Below are 26,776 nucleotides of genomic sequence, written 5' to 3'. Positions count from 1 at the left end.
TCATGATATGTTACCCACGGTCAACAACAACATAGTTATCGCACTTGATGCTATGGGAGGGGATTTTGCACCTCTTTCCGTAATTCAGGGTGCTAGTTTTTTCCTGGATAATCTTGTTGATCCAGGTGTTGAAGTTTTTTTTCATATTTATGGAGATCAGAAAGAAATATCTCCTTTGCTTTCAAAATACAAAAAAGTAATCGATAACTCCGAATTTACCCATTGCTCTGATAATGTTCTTCCAAATGATAAACCCTCTTTTGCACTGAAACATCGCAAAGATTCAAGTATGAAGGCAGCTGTTGAAGCAGTGAAAAAAGGTAAAGCTTTTGGAATGGTGTCTTCAGGCAACACTGGAGCATTGATGGCTATCTCCAGATTTATTTTAGGAACATTACCCAATATCTATCGTCCTGCTATTGCATCTGTCTGTCCAACTAAGACAAAAAGCTTTGCATTGCTTGATCTTGGTGCAAATGTTGACTGTAATACTGACTCATTATTTCAATTTGCATTAATGGGGAGTATATTTGCAAAAATAGCATTAAAAGTTGAAAATCCTGAAGTAGCTTTGCTAAACATTGGTACAGAAGAAGTGAAAGGTACTGACTCAGTAAGAGGAGCTTTTGAGTTACTCAAAAATGCTCCAAGTATTAACTTCAAAGGATATATAGAGGCAAGTGAATTTTTAGATGGTAATATAGACGTAATTGTTGCTGATGGTTTTGTTGGTAATGTAATGCTCAAGACAGCTGAGGCAACTGCTGGTACTTTTATCAGTCTAATAAAACAGGAAGTATTTAATTCATGGATGACAAAAATGCTTGTCGGCATATTGTTGAAATCCAAGCTAAATAAAGCATTAGAGCGTTTTAATCCTAAAATTAGAAGTGGAGCTATGTTTCTAGGGCTAAATGGTATCATTATAAAGAGCCACGGAAATTCTGATGCTATTTCTTTTGCTCACGCTATAAAATTTGCAGTAAATGCAATCAGTGAAAATTTAAACCAGAAGATAATTAACGGGGTAAGTCATATTGAATAAAAGTTTCATATTGAGCACTGGTTCTTACCTACCAAAAAAAATTTTGAGTAATAACGAAATTGCATCGATAGTTGAAACAAACGATGAATGGATAAGGCAAAGAACAGGAATAGTTCAAAGACATATAGCAGATGAAGGAGAACTAACGTCAGATTTAGCTGTTAATGCAGCGAAAAATGCTATAGAAAAAGCGAAAATTTCAATAGATGAAATTGGTTTGATCATAGTTGCAACAACAACACCTGACAAAACTTTTCCTAGCTGTGCAACGATTATACAAAGTAAATTAAAGTGTAAAAACGCATTTGCTTTTGATGTACAGGCAGCATGCTCTGGTTTTATATATGCAGTTACAGTTGCTGATTCACTTATAAAGTCTAACGATAGAATTAAATACGCGCTTGTTATTGGTGCTGAAATAATGTCTAGGATTGTTGATTGGGAAGATAGGTCAACTTGTGTACTCTTTGGTGATGGTGCTGGTGCAGTGATAATGAAATCAGAAATGAGTAGCAGTAGCATTATATCAACAAACTTACACTCTGATGGCAATGTGGACTTATTATGTACAAACGGAGGAATATCCTCTACTCGTGATTCTGGAAAGATACTTATGAATGGAAGAGAAGTGTTTAAACATGCAGTAGAGAAATTAACAGCCTCAGTAGAGGAAACTCTAAAATGCAATAGTTTGAAGATTACTGATATTGACTGGTTAATTCCCCATCAAGCAAACATTCGCATTATTGAAGCAGTAGTAAAGAAATTAGATTTTCCTATAGAAAAAGTAATTAATACAGTTGATAAGCATGCAAACACCTCAGCAGCGTCAATTCCACTAGCCTTAGACTATGCAGTACAAGAATCAAAAATAAAGTCAGGAAATCTGATATTGCTGATTTCAATAGGTGCAGGTTTAGCCTGGGGTTCTGTGTTACTGCGCTATTAGACTTCCTATTACCCACGCTTCTTTTTTCTCAGTTTTATCGTTACATGCTGTACTGACAAAGTTTTGAGATATTATCACAAACATTATATTCACAAGAAATACTTGACTTCACGTGTACTAAGAAGCATTTTATATATGATGTGTGCCCGTAGCTCAGTTGGATAGAGCAACAGCCTTCTAAGCTGTGGGTCGTAGGTTCGAATCCTACCGGGCACATTCTTCTATCAATGCTTTCTATAAATTTTCAAGTATTCTGGTACCACATTTTCAATTGCTAGTGGTCTAATTTTCATTGTTTCGAGATCATCTGACTTTTCGATTGAACTACTCATCATAACTTTCACCTGATCTCGAGTAAGTATAGGGCTTGCATCTCCAGTTATAGGTTTTAACAGCACAGAAACAACTTTACTTTCTAAGAAAAAGGCTATCAATCTTGCCATTGGAAAAGGTACATTGATCAGTAGACACTTTCTGTTAGTCACATTCAGAATAAACTTTAATAAGCTTTTAAAAGAGTAAACTTTTGATCCACCTATATTATAAATTTTTTTATCTTGCTTATTAAAGCTGATAATACGGTATACCACTTCAGCTAAGTTTGTTACACATATCGGCTGAAACTTCGTTATTCCACTACCGATCAACGGCAAAAAAGGAAGAATTGTTGCTAATCTTGCAAATTTATTAAAGAAATTATCTTCTTTACCAAATACAAGACTGGGCTTAATTATCATTGCTCCTTGAAACGCCGAAGCTACAGCTTTCTCACCTTTCAATTTACTTTGGGCATATTTTGATAACTTATCATTTTCTATTCCCATGGCAGAAAAATGTATCATCATGGATACATTTTTTATTTGCGCAGCTTTTGCTATTCTTTCAGCTATTCCAACATGAACTGTATAGAAATCGTATTTTCTTTTTTCATATAATATTCCTACTAAGTTTATAACAACATCACACCCCTCCATACTTTCTAAAATTGATTTTTCATTAAAAAAATCTCCTTCAAGTATTGATATTTGCCCTAAGTTGCCACATAACTTTAGACAAGCAGCTTTTTCCTGATCACGAGTAAATATTCTTATTAAATACCCCGCCGCTGCCAAGCGTCTTATGATGTGTTTTCCTATAAATCCCGTTCCACCAAAAATAACTATACGTTTTATCACAGTTAAAACTTCCAATAACTTAACTTTAAATTAATACAATAGTTTTATTTAATATTCTATTGTGAATTCCTGCACTATAAGGTCCATTCTCATTCCATGAGAACCTTTAACTAAAATTACATCATTACCTTGAACAATATTAGCTAAATTACTTTTCAATTGGTTAGAATCATCGAAATGCATGCCTTTTATATTCTCCGGTAAAAGTTTATTCAATTCTAACATAAATTTACCAACTGTATGAACTTTATTCACATTTTGTTCTACTATAGAGTCAAGCAATTCTGTATGAAATACTATGCTTTCATTACCAAGTTCTAACATATCGCCGAGTAGTGCCACTTTTCTTAAATTAGAATATGTACCTAAAGTTCTTATTGCAGCCTTCATTGAAGTAGGGTTAGCATTATAGGAGTCGTTAATCAAATGTACTAATTTTCCATTGTATTTAGCTTGATGAACATTACCTCTACCTTCTGTTACAGTAAAATTCTCAAGTGCTAGTGGTAATTTCGATAAATCAAGTCCTAGACTTTGCACAACTGCTGTCACAACTAATGCAGAGTATGTAAAATGCTCACCCCGCAAACGTAAATTACAGTTTATAATTTGACCGTTGTGCGGTTTAATTTTTAAATTTATACCGCTATCGTTTCTTATTAGGTCTAACAAACGAACAGTAGCACTTTCATTCTTACCAAAGCTCACTACATTTCTGTCAGCATTTGATAAAAGATAATCATAATGTTTATTATCCTTGTTCAAAATCAAAGTACCATTATTTTTCATACCACATAGGACTTCTAACTTCGCTTGCGCAATATCAAGTAGAGATGAAAAATTTTCAACATGCGCAGGTTCGATGTTGGTAATAACTGCAATATCCGGATTGCTAATCTTCGATAGCTCTTTTATCTCACCAGCTCTATTCATTCCCATTTCAAGGATTAAGTACTGGCAGTTTTTTGGGACTTTTAGAATAGTAAAAGGTAATCCTATACTATTATTCAAGTTATCTTTGTTTGCATAAGACGCTCCATATTGCGATAGAACAGTGTGCAGCATGTCCTTTGTAGTCGTTTTCCCGACACTACCTGTAATTGTAATAACTTTAGCATTAACAAGAACATTTCTAATGTAATATGATGCCATATTATGCAAAGCTTTTAGAGTATCTTGCACAATAATTAGAGGAAAATTTCTATATTTATCTTCGCTTACTACCGCAGCAACAGCTCCTTTTAAAAATGCTTCATGTAGAAAATCATGCCCATCAAATTTCTTTCCCTTGAGAGCAATAAATAAATCACCTTTTTTTATGCTTCTTGTATCCGTTGAAATATTTGAGCTATATACCGAATTACAAACCCCCTCCCCTCTTCCGCCAGTAGCATCGATAATATTATTTGCGTTCCATTTTAACATAATTTATCTTTAAAGGTAATTTGAACAAGAAAAGCAGCAAAAATACTACATACTTTGGTAATGTACAAATAATGATTGCTATCTCTATAATTTCATCTTATAATAGATATACAAGCTTAAATATTTTCGTCTATAATTGGGTGTATTTTACTATCTGATTGTAGAAAGTGACTTGGAGGTATGTATGGCAAAAGATGAGTCAAATAAAAAGTCTATTTTGGCTAAGATAAAAGGCGTGTTTTTTCTTGTGCCTAAAGCACTTATTTATCCTATAAAGAAACCGTTTGCTTCAATTGATGAAATGAAGCATGATGCTAAAGTTTCATTAAAAAAGGCTGTGAGTGATGTAACTAAAGAAGAAGAGAAATATGACCCACCTATAAAAACCACAGAAGCTAGTAAGTACCTTGGCATACAAATAACAAAACAAGAAAAAGGTAAGGTAAGTTTTTTAGCGTCAAGAACTTTAACGGGGGATATACCTTACTTGAGTCCAGAGAAATTAGATAAAATAAGGAAAGATCTGCCAAATATAACTATTTTTAGAGAAGAAAACAAAATTGTAATTGAAGTTGATGTTGAGAAGATTATCCAAGAAATAAAAGATAAAAATCCAGGTATAGACGAAAAAGTAATGAAAAAGTACGCTCTTGAAGGAATTTATAATAAAATTGATTATGATCTCAAAAATTTGGCAAAAATTACTGGTGGAGAGTTTAAAGTTCACACAGACCGAAAGTTGCTGTATGATATTGCAGAAAAGTTGTATAGTGGATACGATAGTAAAAAGCAACAGTCACAAGAAGTTATAAGGTCTATAGGTAAAGAAAAGTCATCAGAGAAAATTTTAAATAATTGGCAAAAAGCTATTAAACAAGATTTTGAAAGTTGCGAAAGCATAAGAGGTAGGGGGAAATAAATTATGGAGAGTGTTATGAAAGAAGTTAAAATAGAGGAAAGGTATCATAGCCTAACTGTTCCTGGAGATATGTATCATTTACAACCAGAAGTTATTGCTGCAAGAAGGGCAAAAAGAATAGAAACGTTTTCAAAAAGACACCAAATGGACTATGGGTCAGTTTTGCGTGGACAAGATATACAGCTAAAAGACGTTTCAAGTCTTGAAGATGCTTCTAGCGAAGTAGCAATAAGCCCACCTTCTACACCAAATCATAAGCAAAATAGAAGAGGACCAGGAATTTAATAAAGTATGGGTAGTACAGCTTATGATGACACTAATATTTTTGCTAAGATATTAAGAGGTGAGTTGTCTTATGAGGAAATACATAAAAATGAAAATGTGCTAGCTTTTCGTGATAAGTATCCTGATGCACCAGTTCATATTCTAGTTATACCAAAAGCTCAATACGTTTCATACGATGATTTTGTTCTGAAAGCTTCCGAAGAGGAAATAGTAAGTTTTTTTAAAACTGTTAGAGAAATAGCACATAAATATAACTTAGAAAAAACAGGATATAGATTAGTTACTAATCACGGTAAAGATGGAGAGCAAGTTATACCGCACTTTCACATACATATTTTAGGTGGTAAAAGATTAGGAAAGCATGTAAATTCATAGTGTTATATGTTTTTTAAATGAGTGAATATTTAACCATATTAATTTTTATCTGTGTATCAATTGTAGTATCCTTTACTTTAGGTGTATTACCTATGTTTCTTGCAGTCAGTAACCCAGATGGTGAAAAGCTTTCTACATATGAGTGTGGCTTTAATCCTTTATCAAGAGCCAGAAAAAGTTTCGACATAAAATTTTACTTAGTTGCAATATTGTTCATAATATTCGATTTAGAAATTGCTTTTCTTTTCCCTTGGGCCGTTTCTTTATCTAAAATAAGCTATTGCGGATTTTGGTCTATGATGATATTCCTTGCAATACTTACTATAGGCTTTATTTATGAGTGGTGTAAAGGTGCGTTGGAATGGAAGTAAATTTATCTAATGGCGACTGGAATCGTTACAAAAAAGAAGGTTTTCTTATCACTAAATTTGGCGATTTAATAGATTATATAATGAACTGGGCAAGGTCTGGTTCATTGTGGCCAATGACATTTGGTCTTGCATGTTGCGCAGTAGAGATGATGCACACTGCATCCAGTCGTTATGATCTTGATAGATATGGCATAATCTTTCGTGCAAGCCCAAGGCAAGCAGATGTTATGATTGTTGCTGGCACGTTAACTAATAAAATGGCAGCAGCATTGCGTAAAGTTTATGATCAAATGGCAGATCCCAAATACGTCGTTTCTATGGGAAGTTGTGCAAATGGCGGTGGCTATTATCATTATTCTTACTCAGTAGTCCGTGGTTGCGATAGAATTGTGCCAGTTGATGTGTATGTTCCTGGATGCCCTCCAACTGCTGAGGCGTTGCTATATGGAATGCTATGTCTACAAAATAAAATAAAACGAACTAAAAATATATAGCATGGATAAAACTGCAAAATACATACAAAAAAAGACTAAATGTGAATGTATTCAGAAAAATGATGGCACTATTGTAATATATTCAGCTTTGAATGACATTGAAAATCACTTACTCTTTCTACGTGATGATGAAAAGTGTAGGCTTGAATTATTAGTTGACGTTTTTGGAGTTGATTACCCAGATAGAGAAAAACGTTTCGAGCTAATATACAATTTGCTCAGCGTTGTACACAATATCAGAGTGCACATAAAGCTTCAGTTATGTGAAGGTGATATACCTCTAAGTGTAGCAAAGATATTTAACGCAGCTTCGTGGTTTGAGCGTGAAGTATTTGATATGTATGGAATAGAATTTTCTGATCACCCAGATTTACGTAGGATTTTAACGGATTATGGATTCAAAGGTCATCCAATGTTAAAAGATTTTCCTCTCACTGGCTACGAGGAAGTAAGATACGATATAGAGGCAAAAAAGGTTGTATATAATCCTATAGACTTACCACAAGATTTTCGTATGTTTGACAGCTTATCCCCTTGGGAAGGTAGTAAAGCCACAAAAGTAAATATAAAGGAGTAGAAAATGACAGCACAAAGAAAAAAAATATCTTTGATTGGTGCAGGAAATATCGGTGGGACTCTTGCCCATATGATTGCACTAAGAGAGCTAGGAGATGTTATTTTGCTTGATGTCAGCGATGGAATACCACAAGGTAAAGCGCTTGACATTACAGAATCATCTCCTATTGATCGATCTAATGTCAATATTACTGGTACAAATAGGTATGAAGATATAAAAAATTCTGACGCAATTATAATAACTGCTGGCATTGCCAGAAAACCTGGAATGAGCAGAGATGACCTTCTGCAAACTAATGCTGCAGTAATGAAAGAGGTTGGGGAAAATATTAAAAAACATTCTCCAAACGCATTTGTAATAGTGGTTACCAATCCTTTAGATGCTATGGTTTCAGTAGTATACAAATCTTCAAGCCTGCCAACTAATATGATTATTGGTATGGCAGGAGTGCTTGACTCTGCTCGTTTTCGTTATTTTCTTGCAAGTGAGTTAAATATTTCTGTCGAAGATGTATCTGCTTTTGTGCTTGGAGGACATGGTGACACTATGGTACCACTAATCAATTATGCTTCAATTGCTGGCATTCCACTTACCCAAATCATTGAGATGGGTTTGATTACGCGAGGAAAAGTTGATGAAATAGTTGAGCGCACTCGTAATGGTGGAAAAGAAATAGTTGATCTACTTAAATCTGGATCTGCATACTATGCTCCTGCATCTTCAGCCATAAGCATGCTAGAATCATACTTAAAAGATAAAAGGCGTATATTACCATGCGCTGCTTATCTTAATGGTGAATATGGTGTGAAAGACTTATTCATTGGTGTTCCTACTATTATTGGCAAAAATGGAGTTGAGAAAATTCTAGAAGTTAAAATGAACGATAGTGAACAAGAGATGTTTTATAAATCTGTAAGTGCAGTAAAAGAGCTCTGTCAGCTAAATTAATTGCCCTATAGAATTTCTTTGAGCTCAAGCTTCGAAAACAGTCTAAAAAAATTATTTGTAGTTATTTTTGCTACTTGTTCCGGCGATTCATTCCATAATTCTGCTAAACAATTCACAACATATTTCACCATTGCCGGTTCATTTTTTCTTCCTCTGTAAGGCTCAGGAGATAGATAAGGTGCATCAGTTTCAACTAAAACACGCTCACGTGGCACATTTTGTGCAATTTCTCTTAGTAAGTTCGCATTTTTAAAAGTAATAATTCCAGAAAATGAAATGTATAATCCCAAGTCCATAGCCTTATAAGCAAGCTCTTTAGAAGAAGCAAAGCAATGCATTACTCCACTAAAAGCGTCCTTCTTCATTTCTGAATTTAACATATCAATCATCTCACTATCAGCATTTCTAGTGTGAATAACTAAAGGTAATCCTGTTACTTTTGCCGCTTCTATATGTGATGCAAAACTTTTTTTTTGATTGCTTTTGTTATCAGATTTATAAAAATCTAATCCAGTTTCACCGATACTAATTACCTTTTTGCCCTTAGTAAATTCAATCAATTCATCAGCATTTATACATTCACCTTTTTCCACATTAGTATCAAGCGGATGTATACCAACGGAGCAGTAGACTTGATCATAGGATGAAGAGATTTTTAATAATTTAGGGATATCATTAATGCTTATACATATGTTATGCAAAATTCTCACACCATTTTGCTCTGCTCTTGAAATTACCTTTGGTATTTCATCATCAGAAAAATAAATTAGATGACAATGAGAATCAACTATCATAAATAGATCCTTTTATGATAGAAGAAAACTCTTCTATCACTTTTTTATAAACTTCTTTTTTGAACGGTATGGCACTGGCTACCAAATCATCCACATTTTGCCAACGCCACTCTTTGAACTCTGGATGATCAGTATAGTTAATATTAATATCCTTATCCTTCCCACAAAATTTCATTAAGAACCACCTTTGCTTTTGGCCAGAATATCTCCCATTCCAGCATATCGGTATAACTTCCTCGGGTAAGTTGTAATATATCCACTCTTTATTTTGAGCCACAACTTCTGCTTCATCAGTACCAACTTCCTCCAATAGCTCACGTAGCGCTGCCTGCTCTAGCTCTTCACCTTCATCAACTCCTCCTTGTGGCATCTGCCAATAAGAGTCACTATCAAAACGTTTTCCAATAAAAATATTTCCCTGTTTGTTAAATAACATTATGCCAACACAAGGGCGATACTCTTTCTCCTCACTAATCACAAATACTCTCTGTTGCTAAATTATCTATCATAGAAGTTCCAACTACTTTTTTACTATTCATTTTTTCAACAATTTTTTTTGCAACTTCTTTTGCGCTTAAGTTTGAGTTATCAATTTCAAGTGAACCTTGAGGCACAAATAGTTTCTTTCCTTTAATTCTTCTCATAGCAAAATCTGAATCAGTAATTTTTCTCTCCTGCTCTCTTTCCTTTAATTGAACGCGCTTTACTAGTTCTCCACTATTACAATATAACACCACAGGGAGAATCTCCACGTTCATTTTTTTACTTAAATTCACCACTGAGTTATATACTTTTTGATCATAGGAATCACCTTTTATCAATTCGTTTGTAAATATATAATGCTTTGATTCTATATGGTATTTTTCCAATATTGCTAACATATTCTCTCTAATCACAAAAATTTCTTCCCATATTTCACTTGTAACCTCAGCGTTTCTGAAATCAATCATATCAAATATAATATTATTAAACAGGTTATTGTCTACTATCACCCCATCAATAATATTACACAGCTCTTTTGCAATCGTAAGTTTGCCACTACCCGGAAATCCGATTAAGTAAATGATCATACCATCAGAAAACTATCATATATTACAAATATATGTATTATAAACGTTACACTAGAAACATATCAAAAATAGTTCATATTCAGAAATTTTGAGTGTATCATTACAGATAAATTATATAATTTAGAATAATGAATGGTGATACAGAATCAATAAAAAATACAATTGTAGATGTAATAGATCAAAACAAAGGTCAAGATATAGTTACTTTTGATGTACAGAATAAAACTGTCATTGCAAAATATATGATCATTGCATCCGGTGATTCGAGCCGCCATGTAAAAGCATTAGCTGAGCAAGTGATGAAAAATCTCAAGCAATATGATAAAATAGATGTAGAAGGTATGGATGAAGGTAACTGGGTGATTGTGAATTTTCAAGGTATAATGGTTCACCTATTCAGGCCAGAAGTAAGAGAATATTATAAGATAGAAGAGTTATGGAATTGATTATCCAGGTAGCTGGTATACACTTGCTCAAATGTTGTAATTTTGAAGGCAACCCTTATGAAGTTGGTGGTGTCATTCCAGTGCTTGACACTGGAATCTAGAAAACTTAATCATAAACGAGCACACTATACAACATTTTTGATGAAATTTCATAATAAACTGGATTCCAGCGTCAAGCACTGGAATGACGCCATCGTTAACAACACCGTTTACACACAAAATAACATATTATGAAACATAAATCCGAGTTTTTAAACTTCATTCAAGAAAGAGGATACCTATATCAATGTACAAACATTGATAGGTTAGACCAGCTATTATCACAAGATAATTATATAATTGCATACATTGGGTTTGATTGTACGGCACCAAGTTTGCATATTGGCAGTCTCATTCAAATCATGATGCTCCGTCACCTACAAAAATTCGGTTATAAGCCAATAATTCTACTTGGAGGTGGCACAACAAAAATTGGTGACCCATCTGGTAAAGACAAAGCAAGAAGCGTCTTGCCGATAGAAGATATCAATCAAAATATACTTGGTATCAAGAAAACCCTCGAGAAGATGATATCTTTCGATTATGGAAAAACTGGTGCAATCATAGTAAACAACGCAGATTGGTTAGATAACATAAAATATATAGACTTTTTGCGTGATATAGGGACACATTTTTCTGTAAATCGCATGTTAGGCTTTGATAGTGTGAAAATTAGGCTAGATAGGGAGCAAAATCTAAGCTTTCTCGAGTTTAATTACATGTTGTTACAAGCCTATGATTTTGTCGAGTTGAATAAAAAGTATGGCTGTCGTCTCCAGATTGGAGGGTCAGACCAATGGGGAAATATAGTAAACGGAATTGAACTTGGCAAAAAGTTAAATTTACCTGAGCTGTTTGGTCTTACCACACCTCTTTTATTAAACGCACAAGGAAAAAAGATGGGCAAAACTGAAAGTGGAGCAGTATGGCTTGATGGTAGCATGCTAAAGCCCTATGACTACTGGCAATATTTTCGCAATGTTGATGATCAAGATGTTGGTCGTTTTTTGAGACTTTTCACTGATTTATCAATTGATGAAATTAAAAAACTAGAGTCCTTGAAGGATCAAGAAACAAACGAAGCAAAAAAGGTCTTGGCAACAGAAGTGACAAAAATATGTCACGGTTGTAAAGAAGCGAAACTTGCACGATCTGCTGCAATCTCTGCTTTTGAAAATGAAGACAGTTCATTGCTTTCTGGTTACACTATCACAAGAGAACAAGTTGCAAATGGCATACTCCTGATAGACTTGCTTCATGACACCGGTTTTGAACCTTCAAAAGGTGCGGCAAAGCGTTTAATACAGGGCAATGGATGCAAAGTTAATGATAATACTATAAATGATGTTAACTATATAATAAATTCTGAGAGCTTCAAAGATCAGTCATTCATAAAATTGTCTGCAGGAAAGAAACGCCATATTAAAATTTTAGTGAGTGAAGTAAGAAAGTGAATTTGTATCTGTTCAGCAGAGTGGTAAAATAAGGTAGCCAAGAAAAGATAATTATAGGAACAAATGGATATCATTGAAGCAGCTGACACTGTGGCAGAATCGCTAGGCAATCCTACTATCGCTAGCAGTTTCTTGCTGTCGATTTGCTAAGATTGGTTTATCAACTTGAGTATCAGGCTTTGACAATTTATATATAGCATTGCCAACTATTAGTGCTGTTGCTGTAATTGCAACTACTGCTATAACTATAGGTATTAACTCAGCTGTAATTGCTCCGGCTGTAAAAAGTGCTATAGATATAGCAGTACCTAATAATGCAGTTACTCCACCGGGGCTTTGTTGCATCACTATCTATGAAAGGCTAACTATACAAGCAGCTTATTGAAAATCTTATTTTTTGCAATCAATCTGATCAAATTTAAGAATAGTAATTTATTGTTTGTACTAGTAAATTTAATTCTACTTAAAATAGCTAAAGCATTGAAATTCTTGAATTCTAGCTAGATTAGTGAATGATAGTAAAACTTCTTTTACTTAAATTTAGATATTTACTGACTGTCCTTACTATAAATGCTAGAATAATAAGCTATTGATATTCTACATTTTTATCTTTTATCCATCGTAGATAGCGATTCAACAAAGCCCAATGGCGTCAACTTAAGGAAAGATGTTAAGAAGTAAAATACTGTGAAAAATAGGACCTTTGGTTTCTATTTTATTTCAATAAAGAAGATATCAGTAAAGCTTATCTATTAAGGTGTCACATAGAGGAGTGCTATAAACGACTCAAAGTAGAAGGAGAATTAGAGAATTTTTCTGGGATAAATTTAGAAACAAGAATTTTGTGCAAACTTGGTCATGTGCAATACTTCATATGTGTGATGCACAAGAGCCTTGGAACCCAGATCAAATTGCTGAGTATCGTTTAAATTTTTCAGTTTTATTTGGTGTAATGAGACAGAAACTTTATCAGGTGCTTATTAGCACCAAAAAACTTTCAAGCCCTTTTTAAAATACGCACTAAAGTTAACGTGAAGATTGTATAGCCGCAATAAAGTAGATAAGCCTAAACGCCATAATGTCTTTAGGAGAGCTTGCTAATTTATTCTCTTAAGTTAACGCCATTGCCTGAACAGATACATAAAAAAGTAGTACTTGCAAGAAAGAGTTACTTAAGAAATTAATTGTATCCGTTCAGAGGTATGGTAAGGATAAAAAAGAATTGACATAACATATCAAAGTAATAATAACAGAAAATGTTGATAGTAAGGTAAGGCTAGATGCTTCAATTGTTGATCAGTATTGTAGAGTTATGTAAAAACTTAGAGCAAAAAGTAGCAAAGCTTGAAGAAAAAAATAAAATCTTAGAAATAGAGAATGCTGAACTAAGAGAGAGACTTGGCTTGAACTCAAGGAATTCATCTTTACCAAGTTCAAAAGAGCTGTACAAAATAAAAAAAGACACACCAGAAGATAAGTCAGAGGGTGGCAGGAAGATAGGGGGTCAAGTTGGTCATAAAGGAAATTATCGGATAAAAATGGAAGCAGATGAAGTAATTAGAGTAAGATTACATGATACTTGTGAATGTGGTGGAGAAATTGCAGTATGCAACAAACCCTATATTCACCAGAATGTTGATCTCCCAAAAATTAAGCCTTACGTAGTGGAATACCAACTAGAACATGGGCGCTGTCGTAAATGCGGAAAAAGAAGGAGTAGCAAATTACCAGAAGGAGTTACACCTGATACCTTTGGTCCTAGAGTTAAGTCAGTAGTTGCATCACTAAGTGGGTTTTATAAGAATTCAAAGCGAGAAATAGCGAATATCATGAAAGACATCTTTAACATGAGTATAAGTGTTGGTAGTGTGTCCAATAGCGAAGCAAGGGTCTCGTCAAAATGTAAAGAAGCCTATGAACAAATAGAGGAAGAAATGAAAGCAAGCGAAATTTTGCATATTGATGAAACCAGTCACTATAACAAAGGTAAATTGGAATGGTGCTGGATGTTTGCCAACAATAAAGCAAGTCTTATGAAGTTAGCAGATACAAGAGGAATGAAGTTTTTAAAGAATAGTGCATTTTGTGATTACAAAAATCGGGTAATTACCGACAGATATGGAGTTTACAACCACTTCAGTGATGAAAAACGACAAATTTGTTGGGCTCACTTATTGAGAAATTTCGAGAGGTTATCTCATAGCTGGAATAGTGAAGTAATGAGACTTGGCCATTGTTTAAAAGATGCAGCTAATGGATTATTTACATTAAAAAACGCTTTGTCAGAAAATGAAATTAGTATTTCAAAGTTCACTAAGCAAGCTAAAGAGTTACGAAGATTTATGCAGTACTGCATGATAAAAATATCTTATATACTTGAAGCAAAAGGAGCTTCACGAACGGTAAAGGGTATTATAAAATCCGAGCCAATGATGTGGACATTTTTGGATGATCCAGAGAATATTCCATTAACGAATAATCATGTTGAGCGACAAATACGGCATTATGTTGTCTATCGTAAGAATTCATATTTTGCACAGTCAGAGCGAGGGAATAGATTCCTTGAGCGGATAATTTCGTTGTATCTCACTTGGAGGCAAAAAAAGTTAAATCCATTTCAAAACCTTCTATCTATTGTCTCTTAAGCCACACCTCTGAACGGATACAATTAATTAACTTTGCTATTTTCTCTAACATACCTAGAAGAAATAGATACATTATCTAATGCAGTCCTAATACTAGCATTGTTCTCATTAACAACTACAGCTAGCTCACAAGCATTCAAAGTATATCTACCATATGGAAACAGTACAGTACTTACTTCAGTAAATGCATCTTGTAGCATGCTACTATTTTTAGCTCGTATTAAAATAGAATTGATAGATTCATTATTACCTTTATATATAGCAAAGGCAAATGGTTTAATGACATACGTCACGCCTGGAAGCTGCACAATATCTTTAGAAGTAAGGATATTTCGTAGTGTATCACTATTTTAAACTCGTATAAAAATAGAATTGATACACTTGTTATTGCCTTTATATATAGCAAAGTTAAGTGGCGTTAAAGTATACGCTATAATATTTAAATACTGTACAATATTTCTAGAAGCAAGGATATCTTGTAATATACCATTTTCCTGGGCTTTTGTTAAAATAACATCAACATATCTTTCCTTGTTGTAATGTATGGCAAAGCTAAGCGATGTTAAGTTGTACATCAAACCATCTTGATAATTTATAATATTTGGAGCAGTAAGAATATCTTGTAGTATACCATTGTTTTGAGCTTGTTCTAAATAGAATTAACACATTCATTATTGTCTCTATGTATAGCTAGGCTAAGCAGTATTAAAGTGCGTCCTCCATCTGTTGGAAATCGTGTAGTATATCCTATTGTAAGAACTTTTAGTAAATCATTCTCTGAGGCTACTTTCAAGATATTACTAATTCCCTCACCATTTGATATTACCTTTTTCAACTTAAAATGCAAATTTCGTTGTGCTTGTGTTAAGTTGTTATCATTTAGCATATTCTTGTAACCTCGTTTTAAAGTCAGTGCAGTTTAATTATTCTATGTTAGTATACACCAATAGAAAAAATTTCATCATATGTTCTGGAAAAAATTTACACAGGTTAATGAGGAAACCGTAAGAGAGAGCCTAAAAAAGGTTATAGAGAAGAAAAGTGGTAAGAATGTTGGTGTAGTATCCTCAATTGTTATTAAGGGTAAAGATGTTGCTTTTGCTCTTGAAGTTACTGAGCCAAATGAAGAATTAAGAAAAAATTGTGAGCAAGCTGTTAAGGCGATACCGGGAGTAGGAAAGGTTACTGTAGTTGCTACTGGTCAAAAACAAGCTAGGCAACAAAAAGCTAAACTTCATATCGAAGGAGTGAAAAATATAATTGTCGTTGCTTCTGGTAAAGGAGGTGTGGGTAAGTCGACAGTTGCACTAAATCTAGCTCTTTCGTTAGCAGAATTAAAACATAAAGTTGCGCTAGTTGATGCAGATATATATGGTCCTTCGATTCCTAAAATGTTGGGCACTGAGAAATTAAAACCAGAAATACAGAGTGGTAAAGCAATGCCTATAGAGAAACATGGTCTCTATACTATTTCAATTGGCTATTTTATTGATAAGGACCGCGCAGTAATATGGCGTGGACCTATGATCACAAAAGCACTTTACAATTTGCTAATGGGAACAAGGTGGTCTGATATAGAATATTTAATCATTGATACACCGCCTGGCACTGGCGATGTACATTTAAGTTTGATGGAGAATTTTAGTTTAACTGGAGCAATAATAGTTTCAACTCCACAGGAGCTTGCTTTAATCGATGCACAAAAAATTTATGATATGTTCACAAAGCTCAGCGTGCCAATTATCGGCATTGTGGAAAATATGAGCTATTTTGTTCAAGATAATTCAAAAATACACATATTTGGAAAAGGTGGTGCAAAAAAAATGTCTGAAGAGCTGGGAGTCAAACTCTTGAGCAGAGTTCCTCTAGATCCGCAAATATGTAGTGCTTCTGATTGTGGAAATCCTTCAATACTAAGTGAGGATTTAGTAAGGATTTATGAAGGCATTGCTAAAGATGTTAGGTCTTTTGTATGCAGTCTATAAAGTTTTTTTAAACTACTTTTAAAATAGGTAGAATGTAATTTTAGGTGAATAAAATATTTCAAATGGCAGCAGCTACCTCGTATCTGAACAGACAATAGACTTCTTGGATAACTTAAGAAACAAGTAGTAGAAGCAATATTAGGGAAGGTATAAATTTTGAGCAGGTAAGTAAACTTGATGAAGAGAAGCTTCGAAGACTAAGAGGAGTAAAAAGAAAAACATTGGAAAAATAATAGAAATTTTAATAGAGGAAGAGGCCAAGAAAAAGGCAAGAGGAGGAAAACCAAATATATTTATTAATAGCACTCGAATATTTGTGTAAATACCGTACATATTTCCATATAGTGCAAAGCTATGGAATAAGTGAAAGTTCTTGCTAACGGCTGAATAGAAGATGCATTGATAAAACATCCAGATTTCAGGAAGATAAAGAGCTATTAAAGTTAAATAGGAGTATGCAAAAGTTTTATAAAAAGGGAATGTTCAACTCCCCCATAGAAGATCAAAAAATATCCTTAGGTTATCCAAGAAGTCTATTGTTGGTAAACATAAAAGGCTATTTGCCTTTTTATCTAGTTTATGCAGGAGGTCTAATATTTATTGTTGAGTGTGATTTTAGGCATGTCTGCTAAAACGCAACTTTTAAATCGCCAAAATTTCTCCTTGCCTTTACTAATTCCGATTCTTGGAGTGCACACATAATCTGGTTTGAGGTGATATTCATAGAGACAAAATTCATGACTTATAGTAAGGTCTTGTTTATTATGTTCTTTTGTAATGTTTAATTTTTTGCACAGTATGCCTGGCCCGCCTAAATTTGCTTCAAGCGGTTCAGTGAGCTTTAATCCTCGTATTAACACTGCTGCTGGGAATCCTTCTGCTTCTGTTACAATATTTAGACAATAGTACATTCCATATATAAAATATACGTACGAAAACCCTGGCGTACCAAACATTACTGAGGTTCGATTAGTATAGCCTCTTGCTGCATGACAAGCTGGGTCATCCATTCCTATATACGCTTCAACTTCAGTTATTATTCCACTAAAATTAGAAAATTTCAGAATCTTCCCTAGCAGCTCCCCAGCTACGGTTAAAGTTGGCCGTTCATAGAAATTTCTTGGTAATATTGTGTTATTCATCATAGAAGTACAAGTTACTTACATTTGTAAGCAAGTTATACTATTTTTGCTTTTTCTTATTTATTTAGTCAAGAGCATCTCTGAGAAGTAGAAGTTGGTGTTGTTGTCACATTTGTTACATCTGTTGAAGGCTGCTGTAAAACCTTGACTGATTCAGAGCTCTTTTGTTGCAATTGCGGTACTAACGCTTCATATAAAGATTTTGGCTCACGTCTCTTACCTATTTTGACTTCTTTATTTGCACGCAACTGCTCTGCAGTAACACCGTTGCCTTCAAGGAGAGTTACACCATTCTTACCATCAATGTTAACTTTAACTTTGCATTCTCTTCCATCAACATACCACTTTAAAGTCATTTCATATAACCCACTAATTATTTCATAAACTCTTTCCTCATTATCACTATCATTATTAATATAGCAACATGCCCCTCTCTTTTTTTCTTGATTAGAATGACAAAATGTAATTGTTCTTACACCATACTCTTTACATATACTACCGCCTAGAAGTTTAGCTATATCTACTCCTTCTTTATTGGCATGTAGCACAACTCTCACGGTAGGATAAACAATATTCCCTTCCCTTTTGCCTTCTTTTATCATTATGGACCCTATAGTATGATTTTTCATACCTTCAGATATCTCTGCTTTAATTTGGTCAGCAATTTTACCTATGATCTCTTTGCCATGATAGTGAGATTCTCCTTTCTTCGGAGAAAAAGGCTCTTTGTTCGTAGTATTAGTGTCTGGATCATTCTGTAACTCAAAGAATTTATCCCATTCTTTATCACTGTCTAATTTGATATATCCACGCTTGTCCTTGCCTGATACTGCATTCTGAATACTAGACGATCCTTCTGTTACAGTTGTACCAGAGCTATTGCTTTTACCTTTTAGAAGAACAAGATGCTCTTCTGACCTTTCTTCCTTACTCAACTTTGAAGCTGCATCACCAAAAGAAGGTTTCTCTACTATATGCGTGTAAGAACTTTTAACTCTACTCTCATTATCAGGTACTGTAGTAGCCCACAAAAGCTTTTTAATATAATCTAACATATGCCACCTCTTACCATTAACTAAATATCAGTATGCAAACTTTGCTATAACTAATCAATAACTAAATTTACTCCAAATAAAATGAGCTGATAAAAAGGTATAAATTGAGATTAGGTAAAGCTTTTGGTATAATATCTAGTTAATTTTGAATAGGCAGGTGATCTCATCTACAAAGACGTTTTTTATCTCATTTATTTTTGGGTTTATTCTCTTTCCCTATTTTATAAAACTTCTAAAAAAGATAAGTAAAGATGGACAACCAATCAGATCATATGGACCAGAAAGTCATTTAATAACAAAAAAGAATATACCACCTATGGGTGGAATAATAATACTAACTTCTGCTTTATTACCAATCCTGCTTTGGACTCAATTAACACCAGAAATTTCATTGCTGGTATTTATAACTCTATTTTTTGCTCTACTTGGATTTATTGATGACTATTTAAAATTGAAGACAAATCACCACCGAGGTTTAAGTGCAAAAACCAAAATACTTATTCAGTTTGTCGTTACTCTGGTCTGTATGTTTATACTTAAGCTACAATCTGCTGAAGGTTTTACAAAAATTTCTCTATTTAGAGAAGTAGCAATCGACCTTGGCTATCTATATCTTCCGTTTGCTGCATTTGTAATTGTCGGCTCTTCTAATGCTGTGAATCTTACAGATGGCCTAGATGGCCTTGCTGCAACTCAAGCCATTACTTCCTTTGCTTTTTTGGGGCTAATTGCATACATAACTCAGGCAGATGTAAACATTACTTTATTCTGCATTGCATTTATAGGAGCTATTTTAAGTTTCTTGTGGTTTAACACACATCCAGCAAAAATATTTATGGGTGATGTTGGAAGCCTATCAATCGGTGCAGCTTTAGGACTCACTAGTGTTCTAATTAAAAAAGAAATGCTTTTTGCCGTTATTGGAATAATCTTTGTAATAGAGACTTTATCTGTGATTATTCAGGTATCATATTTTAAATATACAAAATTTAGATATGGAGCAGGAAGAAGAATTTTCCTTATGACACCAATACATCATCACTTTGAAAAGAAAGGGTGGTCAGAAAATACAATAGTTATAAAATTTTGGATAATTTCTATCGTTTGTTCGATTTTTGCTTTAACTTTCTTATTATAGGAACTATGAAATATCCAGATTTCACATTAGAAGATACATTATCAGGAATTATAGCAGGAGTAGATGAAGTTGGAAGAGGTCCGCTTGCCGGTCCAGTGATATCTGCAGCTGTAATATTTACTGATAGAGATACGGTTATTGATGGAATAAACGACTCAAAAAAGCTAACCCCTAAGTGTAGGCAAGTTCTATACGAAAAAATAACGTCTGTTGCAAAATTTGGTATAGGAATGGCAAGTGTAGAGGAGATAGACTCATACAATATCTTGCAAGCAACAAAGCTTTCAATGAAACGTGCGCTGGTAAATTTAGATTTAGAACTAGATTATGTGTTAGTTGATGGTAACCAACCACTTGAAGTGAAATGGCAAACAAAGTCTATAGTGAATGGTGATAGTTTAAGTATATCAATTGCAGCCGCTTCAATCGTTGCAAAAGTTACAAGAGATCGGCTTATGGAAGAATTGCATAATAAACATCCTCAATATAATTGGTATAAAAATAAAGGATATGGAACAAAAGAACACCTCAGCGCTATTGGCCTTCATGGAATTACGAAGCACCATAGAAAGAATTTTGCACCTATAAGAATACTATAGCCTTTAATCACTTACCTTTTTTGAAAGGTATGTTTTCATTAAACAGGCAGACTGTACTTGATCCGTTTCTTAAGGTAAATACCGAGCTTACTCTTTCAATTATCAGGTAGTCATCAACTGTACGAAAATTTATCAAGGATTCATATCCTGCAGAATCAACCATAAAAACTGCCGGGAAATCAGAGTTTATTTTATTAAATTGTAGATATGTAAATTTTCCGTCATCAAAAACCTTAATTGGTATTATTGATTGACTGCCTTTAACGTGCGAGATGGAATAGTTAAAATTCAAGCCTTTCTTTATAACCTCAATATCACTTATATCAGGGATAGTGGTATGACTAGCTTGCTCTAGAATATCACCGTTACTCGTTGAATAAATTTCATCACTGTTGAACAGTGGATAAAGAAACCTTACTTCATATGCTAACCTTGGATCATCTAGCCCGTTTGCTTCTTCAGCATGAAACTCGAAATAATAAACTCTTTTATTGGTAATTATAGTTGCATTAGTATCGGCAATATCATCTATAGGCTTAATAAATAATCTATTACCTTGAGGAAGGAGTTGCCAACCGGTTGCATCACCCATTGAAAGACTCTCTATTACCTCCCCTGGCTCAAACAATATGCTGGATTGATAACCATAAAAGCCCGTGTACTTATGTATAGCCTGTGGATTATAATTCATTACCTTTATGTGGTTATCACCAGCTATTGGTCGTGGTTCCTGTTTTGCAAGTGCATCACCACCACAAAAAAATAATAGTGCAACAAAGAGTACCCTAATCATAGTATCAAAATAAACTGATCTTCATTTTATCATTGATAGACATGCACTGCAACTGTTAAGCTCTCTCAGAGGAAAAACTTTCTACACTGTTTGTGATAAAATCTAATTCTTTCTGTAGCCTCTTTTCATCGATAGCTTCTTCCCTTTGATCTCTGATTCCTTTAACTCCTTTTCCATGCTCTCAACTTCTAAGTCATACTTTTCCTTCGTTATATGACCCCTTGCATATACATAAGCTAATTTTTCTATACCTTGTTCTATTTTATCTGCGCGTTTTTCAATCTCATCCTTTGCCTGCTTATTTTCATATTTTAAAAGTCTAACCTTTGTCATTACCTCTGGTTCTTTGAGTACCATCTTCATTTCTTTCCATACTGCTTCTTCTAGTATATCAACTCGTATTGATTTGCTGTTATACACCCTATTCCCACCAAAACGAATTGATTTTTTCTTTCAGTCCTCGGAAAAATCTTACTTAGCTTAGCTATAGATGTTTACAAAAGAAATTCAAGTGAGTGAAGAAAGAAAAATTATTTTTGCAATACCGTAGGTACGCTCCACAATTATATTGAAGTTTTTATTGCACTCAAAACCTTCATTTTTCCTCATTTCTAGAATTATTAACGCATTATCATTTAACCAGCCTGAGTGAGCTAACTCGTCTAAAGTTGAGTTAACCAGATTGATATTATAAGGTGGGTCCATAAAAACTATATCGCACTTTGAAATAGGTCTTGGTAATCCGTTAGCATTGCAACAAATTAACGTGATATCGCTCGTAATTCCAAAATCTTCTGCTGTTTTTTTAGGCAGTTGCAAATTGTAATAATCTGAATCTACCATGAATGCATGTTTAGCACCTCGAGAAAGTGCTTCAAATGAAAAAGAGCCACTTCCGCAGAATAAATCAAGTACATTTAGGTTATAAATAGGTTTTCTTGAAGAAAGTATACTAAATATTGCTTCTCGGACACTACTCATAGTGGGCCGTGCAGCTAAATTCTTGCCTGTAGTTATTTTTCTTCCACGATATTTACCCGCAATAACACGTAACATATAAAACAAGTTCGAAGTTAACTAATTATTTATAATACACATTTAATGTCAACATAGCTTCAGCAGTCTAATAGAAAGAAGGTTGCTTGTGGAGGAACGCAAGATCAATCGCTTTTCTTTGATTTATTTTCTATACTGATTGCACGACCAATCTCGTCTTGTAAATCATCATGGTTGTTTTTTTCATCATGACCCATCCCTTCAATTCTACTTTCTAACTCTAACTTAATTAAAGTATTGATTTTCTCTATACTATCGAGGAAATTGTGACACTCTTCATCACTATATTCCTCACCAGATGCTTTTTTTTCTATAAATAGACTTTTGAACCCTATTAGATCAGAACTCTGATCGGCATTCAACACAATATTTCTCTCTATAAAACTAAGATCTGATAGTAACAAACTAACCTCTAATAGATCTTCACTTTCAATGTTTGCAAGATTATCAAGATCGTCTAAAATAGAGAACATCTTAAGCTCCTTCTGTGCAATTTCTTTGTCTTCTTTGTCAAATTCTGACGATAGCCCTTTATCATCTATAAGTCTCTCATTCAGAGCTTTATTTAGCTTTGAAAGACTAACATCACCTTGCTTAGTGCTATCTAGTAACAAATCTACCCTCGCTCTGCGCGCATTTAAAACATCATTGTAATCGTTTAACTTGATATTACCATCTTCGTCTTGCTGAAGACCATAATAACTTAGCCCTTTGAAATTACGATTCTTCATCATTCTCTATGTTCTCATTCCTTTCATTATCTTGACGCTCTCTATCTTCTCCGGCACGTATAGCTTCTGTAGTGTTTTTTAGGGTTTCTGGTTCCGTACCTAATTTTCGATTTGATTGATTAGGCTTATTTTCTTTTGATGATTCATCTTCTTCTGGTTCTCTCTTGCGGCCAATAGTGTAGTCATGAAGCTTCTCAAGAAATTCCCGTCTATATGTTTTTGCTCTATAGAGTAGATTATGCTGGTAACCATCCTTTTCTCCTGTAGCAGGGTTAATTCCTATAGAGTCGAGACCATGTTCCCAAGTAAACTTCATAGCATCTTCTATTGTATAGCCCAAATGTGATCCTACATATCCTTTATAATATTCTAAATATTTATCAATTCTTCTATGTGCAATATCTTCTTTATCAATTCCAAACGCCCTGTAGATTTTTTCCTCAAGCTTATCAACATCATTTTTAGGTGATGTTGCAAATTTTGTTGCTTCAATAGTAGCACCTACAAGCTTACGTGGCACATTAATAGAATATTTCAGCACACCCCCAACTCCTGGTATTCTACCTAGCAAATTAGCTGTACCTCCAGCTAATCTGTCCGGTACATGAGTAGCCCAATTACCTAAAGACTCTAGCCCTCCACCAATTTTATCTTGCATCTGTTGTTTTAATCCCTGCATTAAACCAGTCACAGGTGATGCTTGATACATACTAGATATATTGTAAACACCAAACCCACCACCGGCAATGCTTGAGCCCATCTGTTGTACAAACTCCTTCAAAGAAAACATCAAAAACGAAAGCAAGAACAATACAAAGATCTCTCCTGCGTTGATTAAATAACCTCTCTGTATGTCTTGCACCCTTTGGTAATCACTATTTTCTTTATAATTTTTGCAATCCTCACAATCTTTACATTTCTGACAGTATTCACTGTTGGGATCCTTATATAAATCATGAAGTTTCAGTATTCTACAACCTTGTTTTTTTATCGCACTCCGCACTAAAGATCTTATTTCATTAATTATTTCCCTATAACTATTGCATTTATTTATATCTTGACAGTAGCGTTTTATTATTTCACTAACATCACCTATCCTTTTCTCTATATTGTTGATCAGTAATATAATGTCAGCCCTCTCTGATGCATGAGATAAACTATTTGTTAAGCGTACTAGATCTTTTGCACTACAGCCATTACTAACTATCATATCACTTTCCGCAATATAGTGGTCTGCTGGATTATCTTTAGTTCCAGGAATTGGATTAAAGAAAGGATAATCTATATAACGAAAACCTTTATTAATGTAATCTGGTGGAAGAGGGATATATCCAGCGCCACCAGTAAACTTTACTGTACCACCTATTCTGCTTAGTTTTTCTATACCTTCTATATTCTTATCTACGTTCAATGGAGAAGCCTCTCCAATAGCATAAGGTACAAAAATTTGCCCTGGAGTCCAGCTAAAGTATTCTTTATCAATTATACAAAAACCACCAAATACCCATTTTGGAGCACATAACTTTATTTCAAGCCATTTATTATAGCACACAGTAAAGCCTAACTGTTTATAAAAGGTATTCATTATCATCGCAGCAAGTAATGACAGCAGGGTAAATATCATAATTGATTGCAAACAGAAACTAATACAGAATTTTATCCAACCCTCAAATAGACTTTTCAGTGGTGAAAATAAAATAGAGATTAGGAATAGCGGCATTATAGCTACAAGAAAAGCTATACCCATAAAACCAGAAAGGAATATTATGTAAGCATACATACACAGCAGGAAATATAAGACAATCCCTATAAAAATTGCCGGTATCATAAGGAGACTTGCCCACATTTGATAATGTAAAAATGCTGCAAACTTTTTCCAAACAGAGTAAGCAAAAAACTTATTAAACATATCCTCCATGAAGCTAAACAATTTAGCTTCATTTCCTTGAGCAACGTTTGAATTACCTCCGGTGTTCATGTTGGGAGCAAAATTAGTAATTATGCTTATCAATTGTTCAAGACCTTTAACAAATAAAACAAGAAAATGATCATAGAAAAATCTAAAACTTCCAGGAGATATAAGCACTATTACTAGAGTGATTTTCATCATTCTGATGAGCATATCATGCTTAGTTTCTCTTATCATTCCAAAAAGATAAAGAAGCGATGAAATCACTATAAATAGAACAAGCAAGGAAAGAACAAAATTGTGAAAGCTCGTACTTTTTTCAGCTATATTTTGAAACATCGCTTGTGCAGCTGCAGGATCATTGCTATCAAAATGCTTTTTACAATTTTCGTTAATCAATAATACACATTTTAGATAGTTATAAACGTAATCAAAAAATCCAAAGTTACTTGGTTTCTGCACTCCGCTCAAAAATTCAAAAGAGTAGCCACCTGCATTATCTAGATAATATCTATCTAATATCTTTACATATATTTTCCATCCTTTTTCTAACCTCACCTTATTACAATTTCTGTCCTGTAATGTGGTGTTATCTCTGTCTAAAGTAAAAAGCCCACTTCCATCTTCCGCTACGGAATTGTAACCTAGATGTACAGTAGGAGACTCAGGGTTACGCATGGATTTTAAATTTTCGTTAGGACTAGAATCGCTAGGCCTTTTAAATAAAAGATAAGCACCATGGCCGTTATTAAACCAACATGGAGCACCACGTGATACTGTATTTGCGCTATCATCTTCATTAATGCACTTGCAATTTACAGTGCAACTTGCATTAGGCTTACTTGAAAATTTTTGTATGCTAGGTTTATAATCATTACAAACCAAGTGAAAGTCAGGCAGAATGTTGTCACCTTCCCCTCTTTCAAATTTGGTTGCATATTTTAACTGCTCCAAACTTTCCAAACTATAACTACTTTGAGATTTCTTCTTATTACTATTGCTCCAAGATGTCCATGCACCATTTACTCGTACTACTAAACTATCTCCATTGGTTTCAAATCCAGTATCTTTCCACTTCACCACTTGATTAGAGTGAAAACCATAATTGATTTCTCCGGTTTCAGGATCAATAGGTTCTCCACTTTCACCTTCTGGAAAAAACGCATCATGACCGATTGGAAAATGAGCACCAATTGCAATGGGTTCAGGACCAAAATAATCAGCAGATATACATCTTGGAAAAGGCATATCATTCTTACTACAACCTGTAACCAGAACACAGATTACCAAAATTAATAACCTAAACCAACATTTGCCTAAGCGTGATTGCATACCTAAACTTTTTCCAATACAGAAT

Annotated in this window: 29 protein-coding genes, 1 tRNA gene and 3 pseudogenes; 18 read left to right on the top strand and 15 right to left on the bottom strand. The window is 34.1% G+C overall.

The window, feature by feature from the left end; all coding sequences use genetic code 11:
• Positions 1 to 7: 7 nt before the first annotated feature.
• The 3 genes from plsX (at position 8) to ABWU45_RS02290 (ending at position 2,210) form a co-directional block, all read left to right on the top strand.
• A complete protein-coding gene (gene plsX, locus ABWU45_RS02300; protein ID WP_264682563.1) occupies positions 8 to 1,045 on the top strand; it encodes a phosphate acyltransferase PlsX in 1,038 nt (345 codons plus the stop codon).
• A complete protein-coding gene (locus tag ABWU45_RS02295; protein ID WP_264377619.1) occupies positions 1,038 to 1,994 on the top strand; it encodes a beta-ketoacyl-ACP synthase III in 957 nt (318 codons plus the stop codon). Before plsX ends, ABWU45_RS02295 begins: the two co-directional genes overlap by 8 nt.
• Before the next feature lie 142 nt (positions 1,995 to 2,136).
• Positions 2,137 to 2,210: transfer RNA gene (locus tag ABWU45_RS02290), tRNA-Arg, on the top strand.
• Positions 2,211 to 2,218: 8 nt separating this feature from the next.
• Here the strand turns inward: ABWU45_RS02290 and ABWU45_RS02285 are convergent.
• Together ABWU45_RS02285 and ABWU45_RS02280 are read right to left on the bottom strand one after the other, a co-directional pair.
• Positions 2,219 to 3,184 carry a complex I NDUFA9 subunit family protein gene (locus tag ABWU45_RS02285; RefSeq protein ID WP_353278839.1) on the bottom strand — a complete coding sequence of 322 codons (966 nt, stop codon included), beginning with the start codon at positions 3,182 to 3,184 and terminating at the stop codon, positions 2,219 to 2,221.
• Positions 3,185 to 3,217: 33 nt separating this feature from the next.
• On the bottom strand, positions 3,218 to 4,594 hold the full coding sequence (locus tag ABWU45_RS02280) for a UDP-N-acetylmuramoyl-tripeptide--D-alanyl-D-alanine ligase (RefSeq protein WP_353278838.1): 1,377 nt from the start codon (positions 4,592 to 4,594) through the stop codon (positions 3,218 to 3,220).
• A gap of 184 nt (positions 4,595 to 4,778) precedes the next feature.
• Here ABWU45_RS02280 and ABWU45_RS02275 point away from each other — a divergent pair, with 184 nt between their 5' ends.
• From ABWU45_RS02275 to mdh, 7 genes are read left to right on the top strand one after another with little or no spacing between them, the layout of a single operon-like run.
• Positions 4,779 to 5,513, top strand: a complete 735-nt coding sequence (locus ABWU45_RS02275; protein ID WP_265030669.1) for a hypothetical protein — start codon at positions 4,779 to 4,781, stop codon at positions 5,511 to 5,513.
• A 3-nt stretch (positions 5,514 to 5,516) separates the two neighbouring features.
• Positions 5,517 to 5,798, top strand: coding sequence for a hypothetical protein (locus ABWU45_RS02270; protein WP_353278836.1), 282 nt, complete (start codon positions 5,517 to 5,519; stop codon positions 5,796 to 5,798).
• 6 nt (positions 5,799 to 5,804) lie between these two features.
• Positions 5,805 to 6,173, top strand: coding sequence for an HIT domain-containing protein (locus tag ABWU45_RS02265; RefSeq protein WP_006014413.1), 369 nt, complete (start codon positions 5,805 to 5,807; stop codon positions 6,171 to 6,173).
• A gap of 17 nt (positions 6,174 to 6,190) precedes the next feature.
• A complete protein-coding gene (locus ABWU45_RS02260; RefSeq protein WP_006014410.1) occupies positions 6,191 to 6,544 on the top strand; it encodes an NADH-quinone oxidoreductase subunit A in 354 nt (117 codons plus the stop codon).
• Positions 6,535 to 7,038 carry a NuoB/complex I 20 kDa subunit family protein gene (locus tag ABWU45_RS02255; protein WP_264330817.1) on the top strand — a complete coding sequence of 168 codons (504 nt, stop codon included), beginning with the start codon at positions 6,535 to 6,537 and terminating at the stop codon, positions 7,036 to 7,038. Before ABWU45_RS02260 ends, ABWU45_RS02255 begins: the two co-directional genes overlap by 10 nt.
• Before the next feature lies 1 nt (position 7,039).
• Complete coding sequence (locus tag ABWU45_RS02250) at positions 7,040 to 7,615, top strand: NADH-quinone oxidoreductase subunit C (RefSeq protein ID WP_017532371.1); 576 nt, start codon at positions 7,040 to 7,042, stop codon at positions 7,613 to 7,615.
• A gap of 3 nt (positions 7,616 to 7,618) precedes the next feature.
• Positions 7,619 to 8,563 carry a malate dehydrogenase gene (mdh, locus tag ABWU45_RS02245; RefSeq protein WP_353278833.1) on the top strand — a complete coding sequence of 315 codons (945 nt, stop codon included), beginning with the start codon at positions 7,619 to 7,621 and terminating at the stop codon, positions 8,561 to 8,563.
• Positions 8,564 to 8,568: 5 nt separating this feature from the next.
• Here the strand turns inward: mdh and ABWU45_RS02240 are convergent, their stop codons facing one another.
• Genes ABWU45_RS02240 through ABWU45_RS02230 form a run of 3 tightly spaced genes read right to left on the bottom strand, consistent with a single transcriptional unit; the run spans position 8,569 to position 10,427 of the window.
• Entirely contained in the window at positions 8,569 to 9,357 is a 789-nt protein-coding gene (locus tag ABWU45_RS02240; protein ID WP_010403563.1) for a TatD family hydrolase, read from the bottom strand.
• Complete coding sequence (locus ABWU45_RS02235; RefSeq protein WP_007302261.1) at positions 9,347 to 9,835, bottom strand: RNA pyrophosphohydrolase; 489 nt, start codon at positions 9,833 to 9,835, stop codon at positions 9,347 to 9,349. The genes ABWU45_RS02240 and ABWU45_RS02235 overlap by 11 nt, the downstream gene beginning before the upstream one ends.
• Positions 9,828 to 10,427, bottom strand: coding sequence for an AAA family ATPase (locus ABWU45_RS02230; RefSeq protein WP_064085464.1), 600 nt, complete (start codon positions 10,425 to 10,427; stop codon positions 9,828 to 9,830). Before ABWU45_RS02230 ends, ABWU45_RS02235 begins: the two co-directional genes overlap by 8 nt.
• Before the next feature lie 128 nt (positions 10,428 to 10,555).
• Between ABWU45_RS02230 and rsfS the strand changes: the two genes are divergently transcribed.
• Positions 10,556 to 10,873: a ribosome silencing factor gene (gene rsfS / locus ABWU45_RS02225; RefSeq protein ID WP_064085463.1), complete on the top strand. Its 318-nt coding sequence runs from the start codon at positions 10,556 to 10,558 to the stop codon at positions 10,871 to 10,873.
• 230 nt (positions 10,874 to 11,103) lie between these two features.
• Complete coding sequence (gene tyrS / locus ABWU45_RS02220; RefSeq protein WP_264336526.1) at positions 11,104 to 12,366, top strand: tyrosine--tRNA ligase; 1,263 nt, start codon at positions 11,104 to 11,106, stop codon at positions 12,364 to 12,366.
• A gap of 102 nt (positions 12,367 to 12,468) precedes the next feature.
• On the opposite strand, the pseudogene ABWU45_RS02215 reads toward tyrS, so the two are convergent.
• A pseudogene (locus ABWU45_RS02215) lies at positions 12,469 to 12,696 on the bottom strand (ankyrin repeat domain-containing protein); the annotation flags it as partial.
• A gap of 389 nt (positions 12,697 to 13,085) precedes the next feature.
• Between ABWU45_RS02215 and ABWU45_RS02210 the strand changes: the two are divergent.
• Both ABWU45_RS02210 and tnpC read left to right on the top strand, forming a co-directional pair.
• A pseudogene (locus ABWU45_RS02210) lies at positions 13,086 to 13,467 on the top strand (IS4 family transposase); the annotation flags it as partial.
• Positions 13,468 to 13,658: 191 nt separating this feature from the next.
• Complete coding sequence (tnpC, locus tag ABWU45_RS02205; RefSeq protein ID WP_353279066.1) at positions 13,659 to 15,011, top strand: IS66 family transposase; 1,353 nt, start codon at positions 13,659 to 13,661, stop codon at positions 15,009 to 15,011.
• Positions 15,012 to 15,034: 23 nt separating this feature from the next.
• Here the strand turns inward: tnpC and ABWU45_RS02200 are convergent, their stop codons facing one another.
• Both ABWU45_RS02200 and ABWU45_RS02195 read right to left on the bottom strand, forming a co-directional pair.
• Positions 15,035 to 15,319 (bottom strand): hypothetical protein, encoded by a 285-nt coding sequence (locus tag ABWU45_RS02200; protein ID WP_353278830.1) that lies wholly within the window; start codon positions 15,317 to 15,319, stop codon positions 15,035 to 15,037.
• Positions 15,320 to 15,660: 341 nt separating this feature from the next.
• Positions 15,661 to 15,897: a hypothetical protein gene (locus ABWU45_RS02195; protein WP_264686899.1), complete on the bottom strand. Its 237-nt coding sequence runs from the start codon at positions 15,895 to 15,897 to the stop codon at positions 15,661 to 15,663.
• Positions 15,898 to 15,976: 79 nt separating this feature from the next.
• On the opposite strand from ABWU45_RS02195, the gene ABWU45_RS02190 reads away from it, so the two are divergent.
• Together ABWU45_RS02190 and ABWU45_RS02185 are read left to right on the top strand one after the other, a co-directional pair.
• Positions 15,977 to 16,996, top strand: coding sequence for a P-loop NTPase (locus ABWU45_RS02190; RefSeq protein WP_353278828.1), 1,020 nt, complete (start codon positions 15,977 to 15,979; stop codon positions 16,994 to 16,996).
• Positions 16,997 to 17,145: 149 nt separating this feature from the next.
• A pseudogene (locus ABWU45_RS02185) lies at positions 17,146 to 17,373 on the top strand (IS5/IS1182 family transposase); the annotation flags it as partial.
• A 213-nt stretch (positions 17,374 to 17,586) separates the two neighbouring features.
• On the opposite strand, the gene ABWU45_RS02180 reads toward ABWU45_RS02185, so the two are convergent.
• Positions 17,587 to 18,138, bottom strand: coding sequence for a DNA-3-methyladenine glycosylase (locus ABWU45_RS02180; protein WP_353278826.1), 552 nt, complete (start codon positions 18,136 to 18,138; stop codon positions 17,587 to 17,589).
• Between the two features lie 68 nt (positions 18,139 to 18,206).
• On the bottom strand, positions 18,207 to 19,193 hold the full coding sequence (locus tag ABWU45_RS02175) for a hypothetical protein (RefSeq protein ID WP_353278824.1): 987 nt from the start codon (positions 19,191 to 19,193) through the stop codon (positions 18,207 to 18,209).
• 157 nt (positions 19,194 to 19,350) lie between these two features.
• On the opposite strand from ABWU45_RS02175, the gene mraY reads away from it, so the two are divergent.
• The gene (gene mraY, locus ABWU45_RS02170; RefSeq protein ID WP_264685519.1) at positions 19,351 to 20,331 is read left to right on the top strand and encodes a phospho-N-acetylmuramoyl-pentapeptide-transferase; all 981 of its coding nucleotides are present in this window, start codon (positions 19,351 to 19,353) and stop codon (positions 20,329 to 20,331) included.
• A gap of 5 nt (positions 20,332 to 20,336) precedes the next feature.
• Positions 20,337 to 20,930: a ribonuclease HII gene (locus tag ABWU45_RS02165; protein ID WP_353278822.1), complete on the top strand. Its 594-nt coding sequence runs from the start codon at positions 20,337 to 20,339 to the stop codon at positions 20,928 to 20,930.
• 7 nt (positions 20,931 to 20,937) lie between these two features.
• Here ABWU45_RS02165 and virB9 read toward each other — a convergent pair whose 3' ends face one another.
• From virB9 to ABWU45_RS02140, 5 genes are all read right to left on the bottom strand, one after another.
• Positions 20,938 to 21,723, bottom strand: a complete 786-nt coding sequence (gene virB9 / locus ABWU45_RS02160; RefSeq protein ID WP_265014869.1) for a P-type conjugative transfer protein VirB9 — start codon at positions 21,721 to 21,723, stop codon at positions 20,938 to 20,940.
• Between the two features lie 102 nt (positions 21,724 to 21,825).
• Positions 21,826 to 22,143, bottom strand: coding sequence for a hypothetical protein (locus ABWU45_RS02155; protein ID WP_353278820.1), 318 nt, complete (start codon positions 22,141 to 22,143; stop codon positions 21,826 to 21,828).
• 87 nt (positions 22,144 to 22,230) lie between these two features.
• Positions 22,231 to 22,779 carry a 16S rRNA (guanine(966)-N(2))-methyltransferase RsmD gene (gene rsmD, locus ABWU45_RS02150; protein WP_264375818.1) on the bottom strand — a complete coding sequence of 183 codons (549 nt, stop codon included), beginning with the start codon at positions 22,777 to 22,779 and terminating at the stop codon, positions 22,231 to 22,233.
• A 104-nt stretch (positions 22,780 to 22,883) separates the two neighbouring features.
• Positions 22,884 to 23,513, bottom strand: a complete 630-nt coding sequence (locus ABWU45_RS02145; protein WP_064085846.1) for a hypothetical protein — start codon at positions 23,511 to 23,513, stop codon at positions 22,884 to 22,886.
• Positions 23,497 to 26,751, bottom strand: coding sequence for a type IV secretion system protein (locus tag ABWU45_RS02140; RefSeq protein ID WP_353278818.1), 3,255 nt, complete (start codon positions 26,749 to 26,751; stop codon positions 23,497 to 23,499). The genes ABWU45_RS02145 and ABWU45_RS02140 overlap by 17 nt, the downstream gene beginning before the upstream one ends.
• Between the last annotated feature and the right edge of the window lie 25 nt (positions 26,752 to 26,776).

Origin of the sequence: Wolbachia endosymbiont (group B) of Longitarsus flavicornis (assembly GCF_964028135.1) — a bacterium.
Classification (GTDB): Bacteria; Pseudomonadota; Alphaproteobacteria; order Rickettsiales; family Anaplasmataceae; genus Wolbachia.
The sequence above is the reverse complement of the archived record's forward strand: the minus strand, read 5'-3'. Positions and strand labels throughout refer to the sequence as shown.

Coding starts and splice junctions, on each gene's coding strand:
- plsX (WP_264682563.1), top strand. CDS start 8: ATGTTACCCACGGTCAACAACAACATAGTTATCGCACTTGATGCTATG.
- ABWU45_RS02280 (WP_353278838.1), bottom strand. CDS start 4,594: ATGTTAAAATGGAACGCAAATAATATTATCGATGCTACTGGCGGAAGA.
- ABWU45_RS02275 (WP_265030669.1), top strand. CDS start 4,779: ATGGCAAAAGATGAGTCAAATAAAAAGTCTATTTTGGCTAAGATAAAA.
- ABWU45_RS02270 (WP_353278836.1), top strand. CDS start 5,517: ATGGAGAGTGTTATGAAAGAAGTTAAAATAGAGGAAAGGTATCATAGC.
- ABWU45_RS02265 (WP_006014413.1), top strand. CDS start 5,805: ATGGGTAGTACAGCTTATGATGACACTAATATTTTTGCTAAGATATTA.
- ABWU45_RS02260 (WP_006014410.1), top strand. CDS start 6,191: ATGAGTGAATATTTAACCATATTAATTTTTATCTGTGTATCAATTGTA.
- ABWU45_RS02255 (WP_264330817.1), top strand. CDS start 6,535: ATGGAAGTAAATTTATCTAATGGCGACTGGAATCGTTACAAAAAAGAA.
- ABWU45_RS02250 (WP_017532371.1), top strand. CDS start 7,040: ATGGATAAAACTGCAAAATACATACAAAAAAAGACTAAATGTGAATGT.
- mdh (WP_353278833.1), top strand. CDS start 7,619: ATGACAGCACAAAGAAAAAAAATATCTTTGATTGGTGCAGGAAATATC.
- ABWU45_RS02240 (WP_010403563.1), bottom strand. CDS start 9,357: ATGATAGTTGATTCTCATTGTCATCTAATTTATTTTTCTGATGATGAA.
- ABWU45_RS02230 (WP_064085464.1), bottom strand. CDS start 10,427: ATGATCATTTACTTAATCGGATTTCCGGGTAGTGGCAAACTTACGATT.
- rsfS (WP_064085463.1), top strand. CDS start 10,556: ATGAATGGTGATACAGAATCAATAAAAAATACAATTGTAGATGTAATA.
- tyrS (WP_264336526.1), top strand. CDS start 11,104: ATGAAACATAAATCCGAGTTTTTAAACTTCATTCAAGAAAGAGGATAC.
- ABWU45_RS02195 (WP_264686899.1), bottom strand. CDS start 15,897: ATGCTAAATGATAACAACTTAACACAAGCACAACGAAATTTGCATTTT.
- ABWU45_RS02190 (WP_353278828.1), top strand. CDS start 15,977: ATGTTCTGGAAAAAATTTACACAGGTTAATGAGGAAACCGTAAGAGAG.
- ABWU45_RS02180 (WP_353278826.1), bottom strand. CDS start 18,138: ATGAATAACACAATATTACCAAGAAATTTCTATGAACGGCCAACTTTA.
- ABWU45_RS02175 (WP_353278824.1), bottom strand. CDS start 19,193: ATGTTAGATTATATTAAAAAGCTTTTGTGGGCTACTACAGTACCTGAT.
- ABWU45_RS02165 (WP_353278822.1), top strand. CDS start 20,337: ATGAAATATCCAGATTTCACATTAGAAGATACATTATCAGGAATTATA.
- virB9 (WP_265014869.1), bottom strand. CDS start 21,723: ATGATTAGGGTACTCTTTGTTGCACTATTATTTTTTTGTGGTGGTGAT.
- rsmD (WP_264375818.1), bottom strand. CDS start 22,779: ATGTTACGTGTTATTGCGGGTAAATATCGTGGAAGAAAAATAACTACA.
- ABWU45_RS02145 (WP_064085846.1), bottom strand. CDS start 23,513: ATGATGAAGAATCGTAATTTCAAAGGGCTAAGTTATTATGGTCTTCAG.
- ABWU45_RS02140 (WP_353278818.1), bottom strand. CDS start 26,751: ATGCAATCACGCTTAGGCAAATGTTGGTTTAGGTTATTAATTTTGGTA.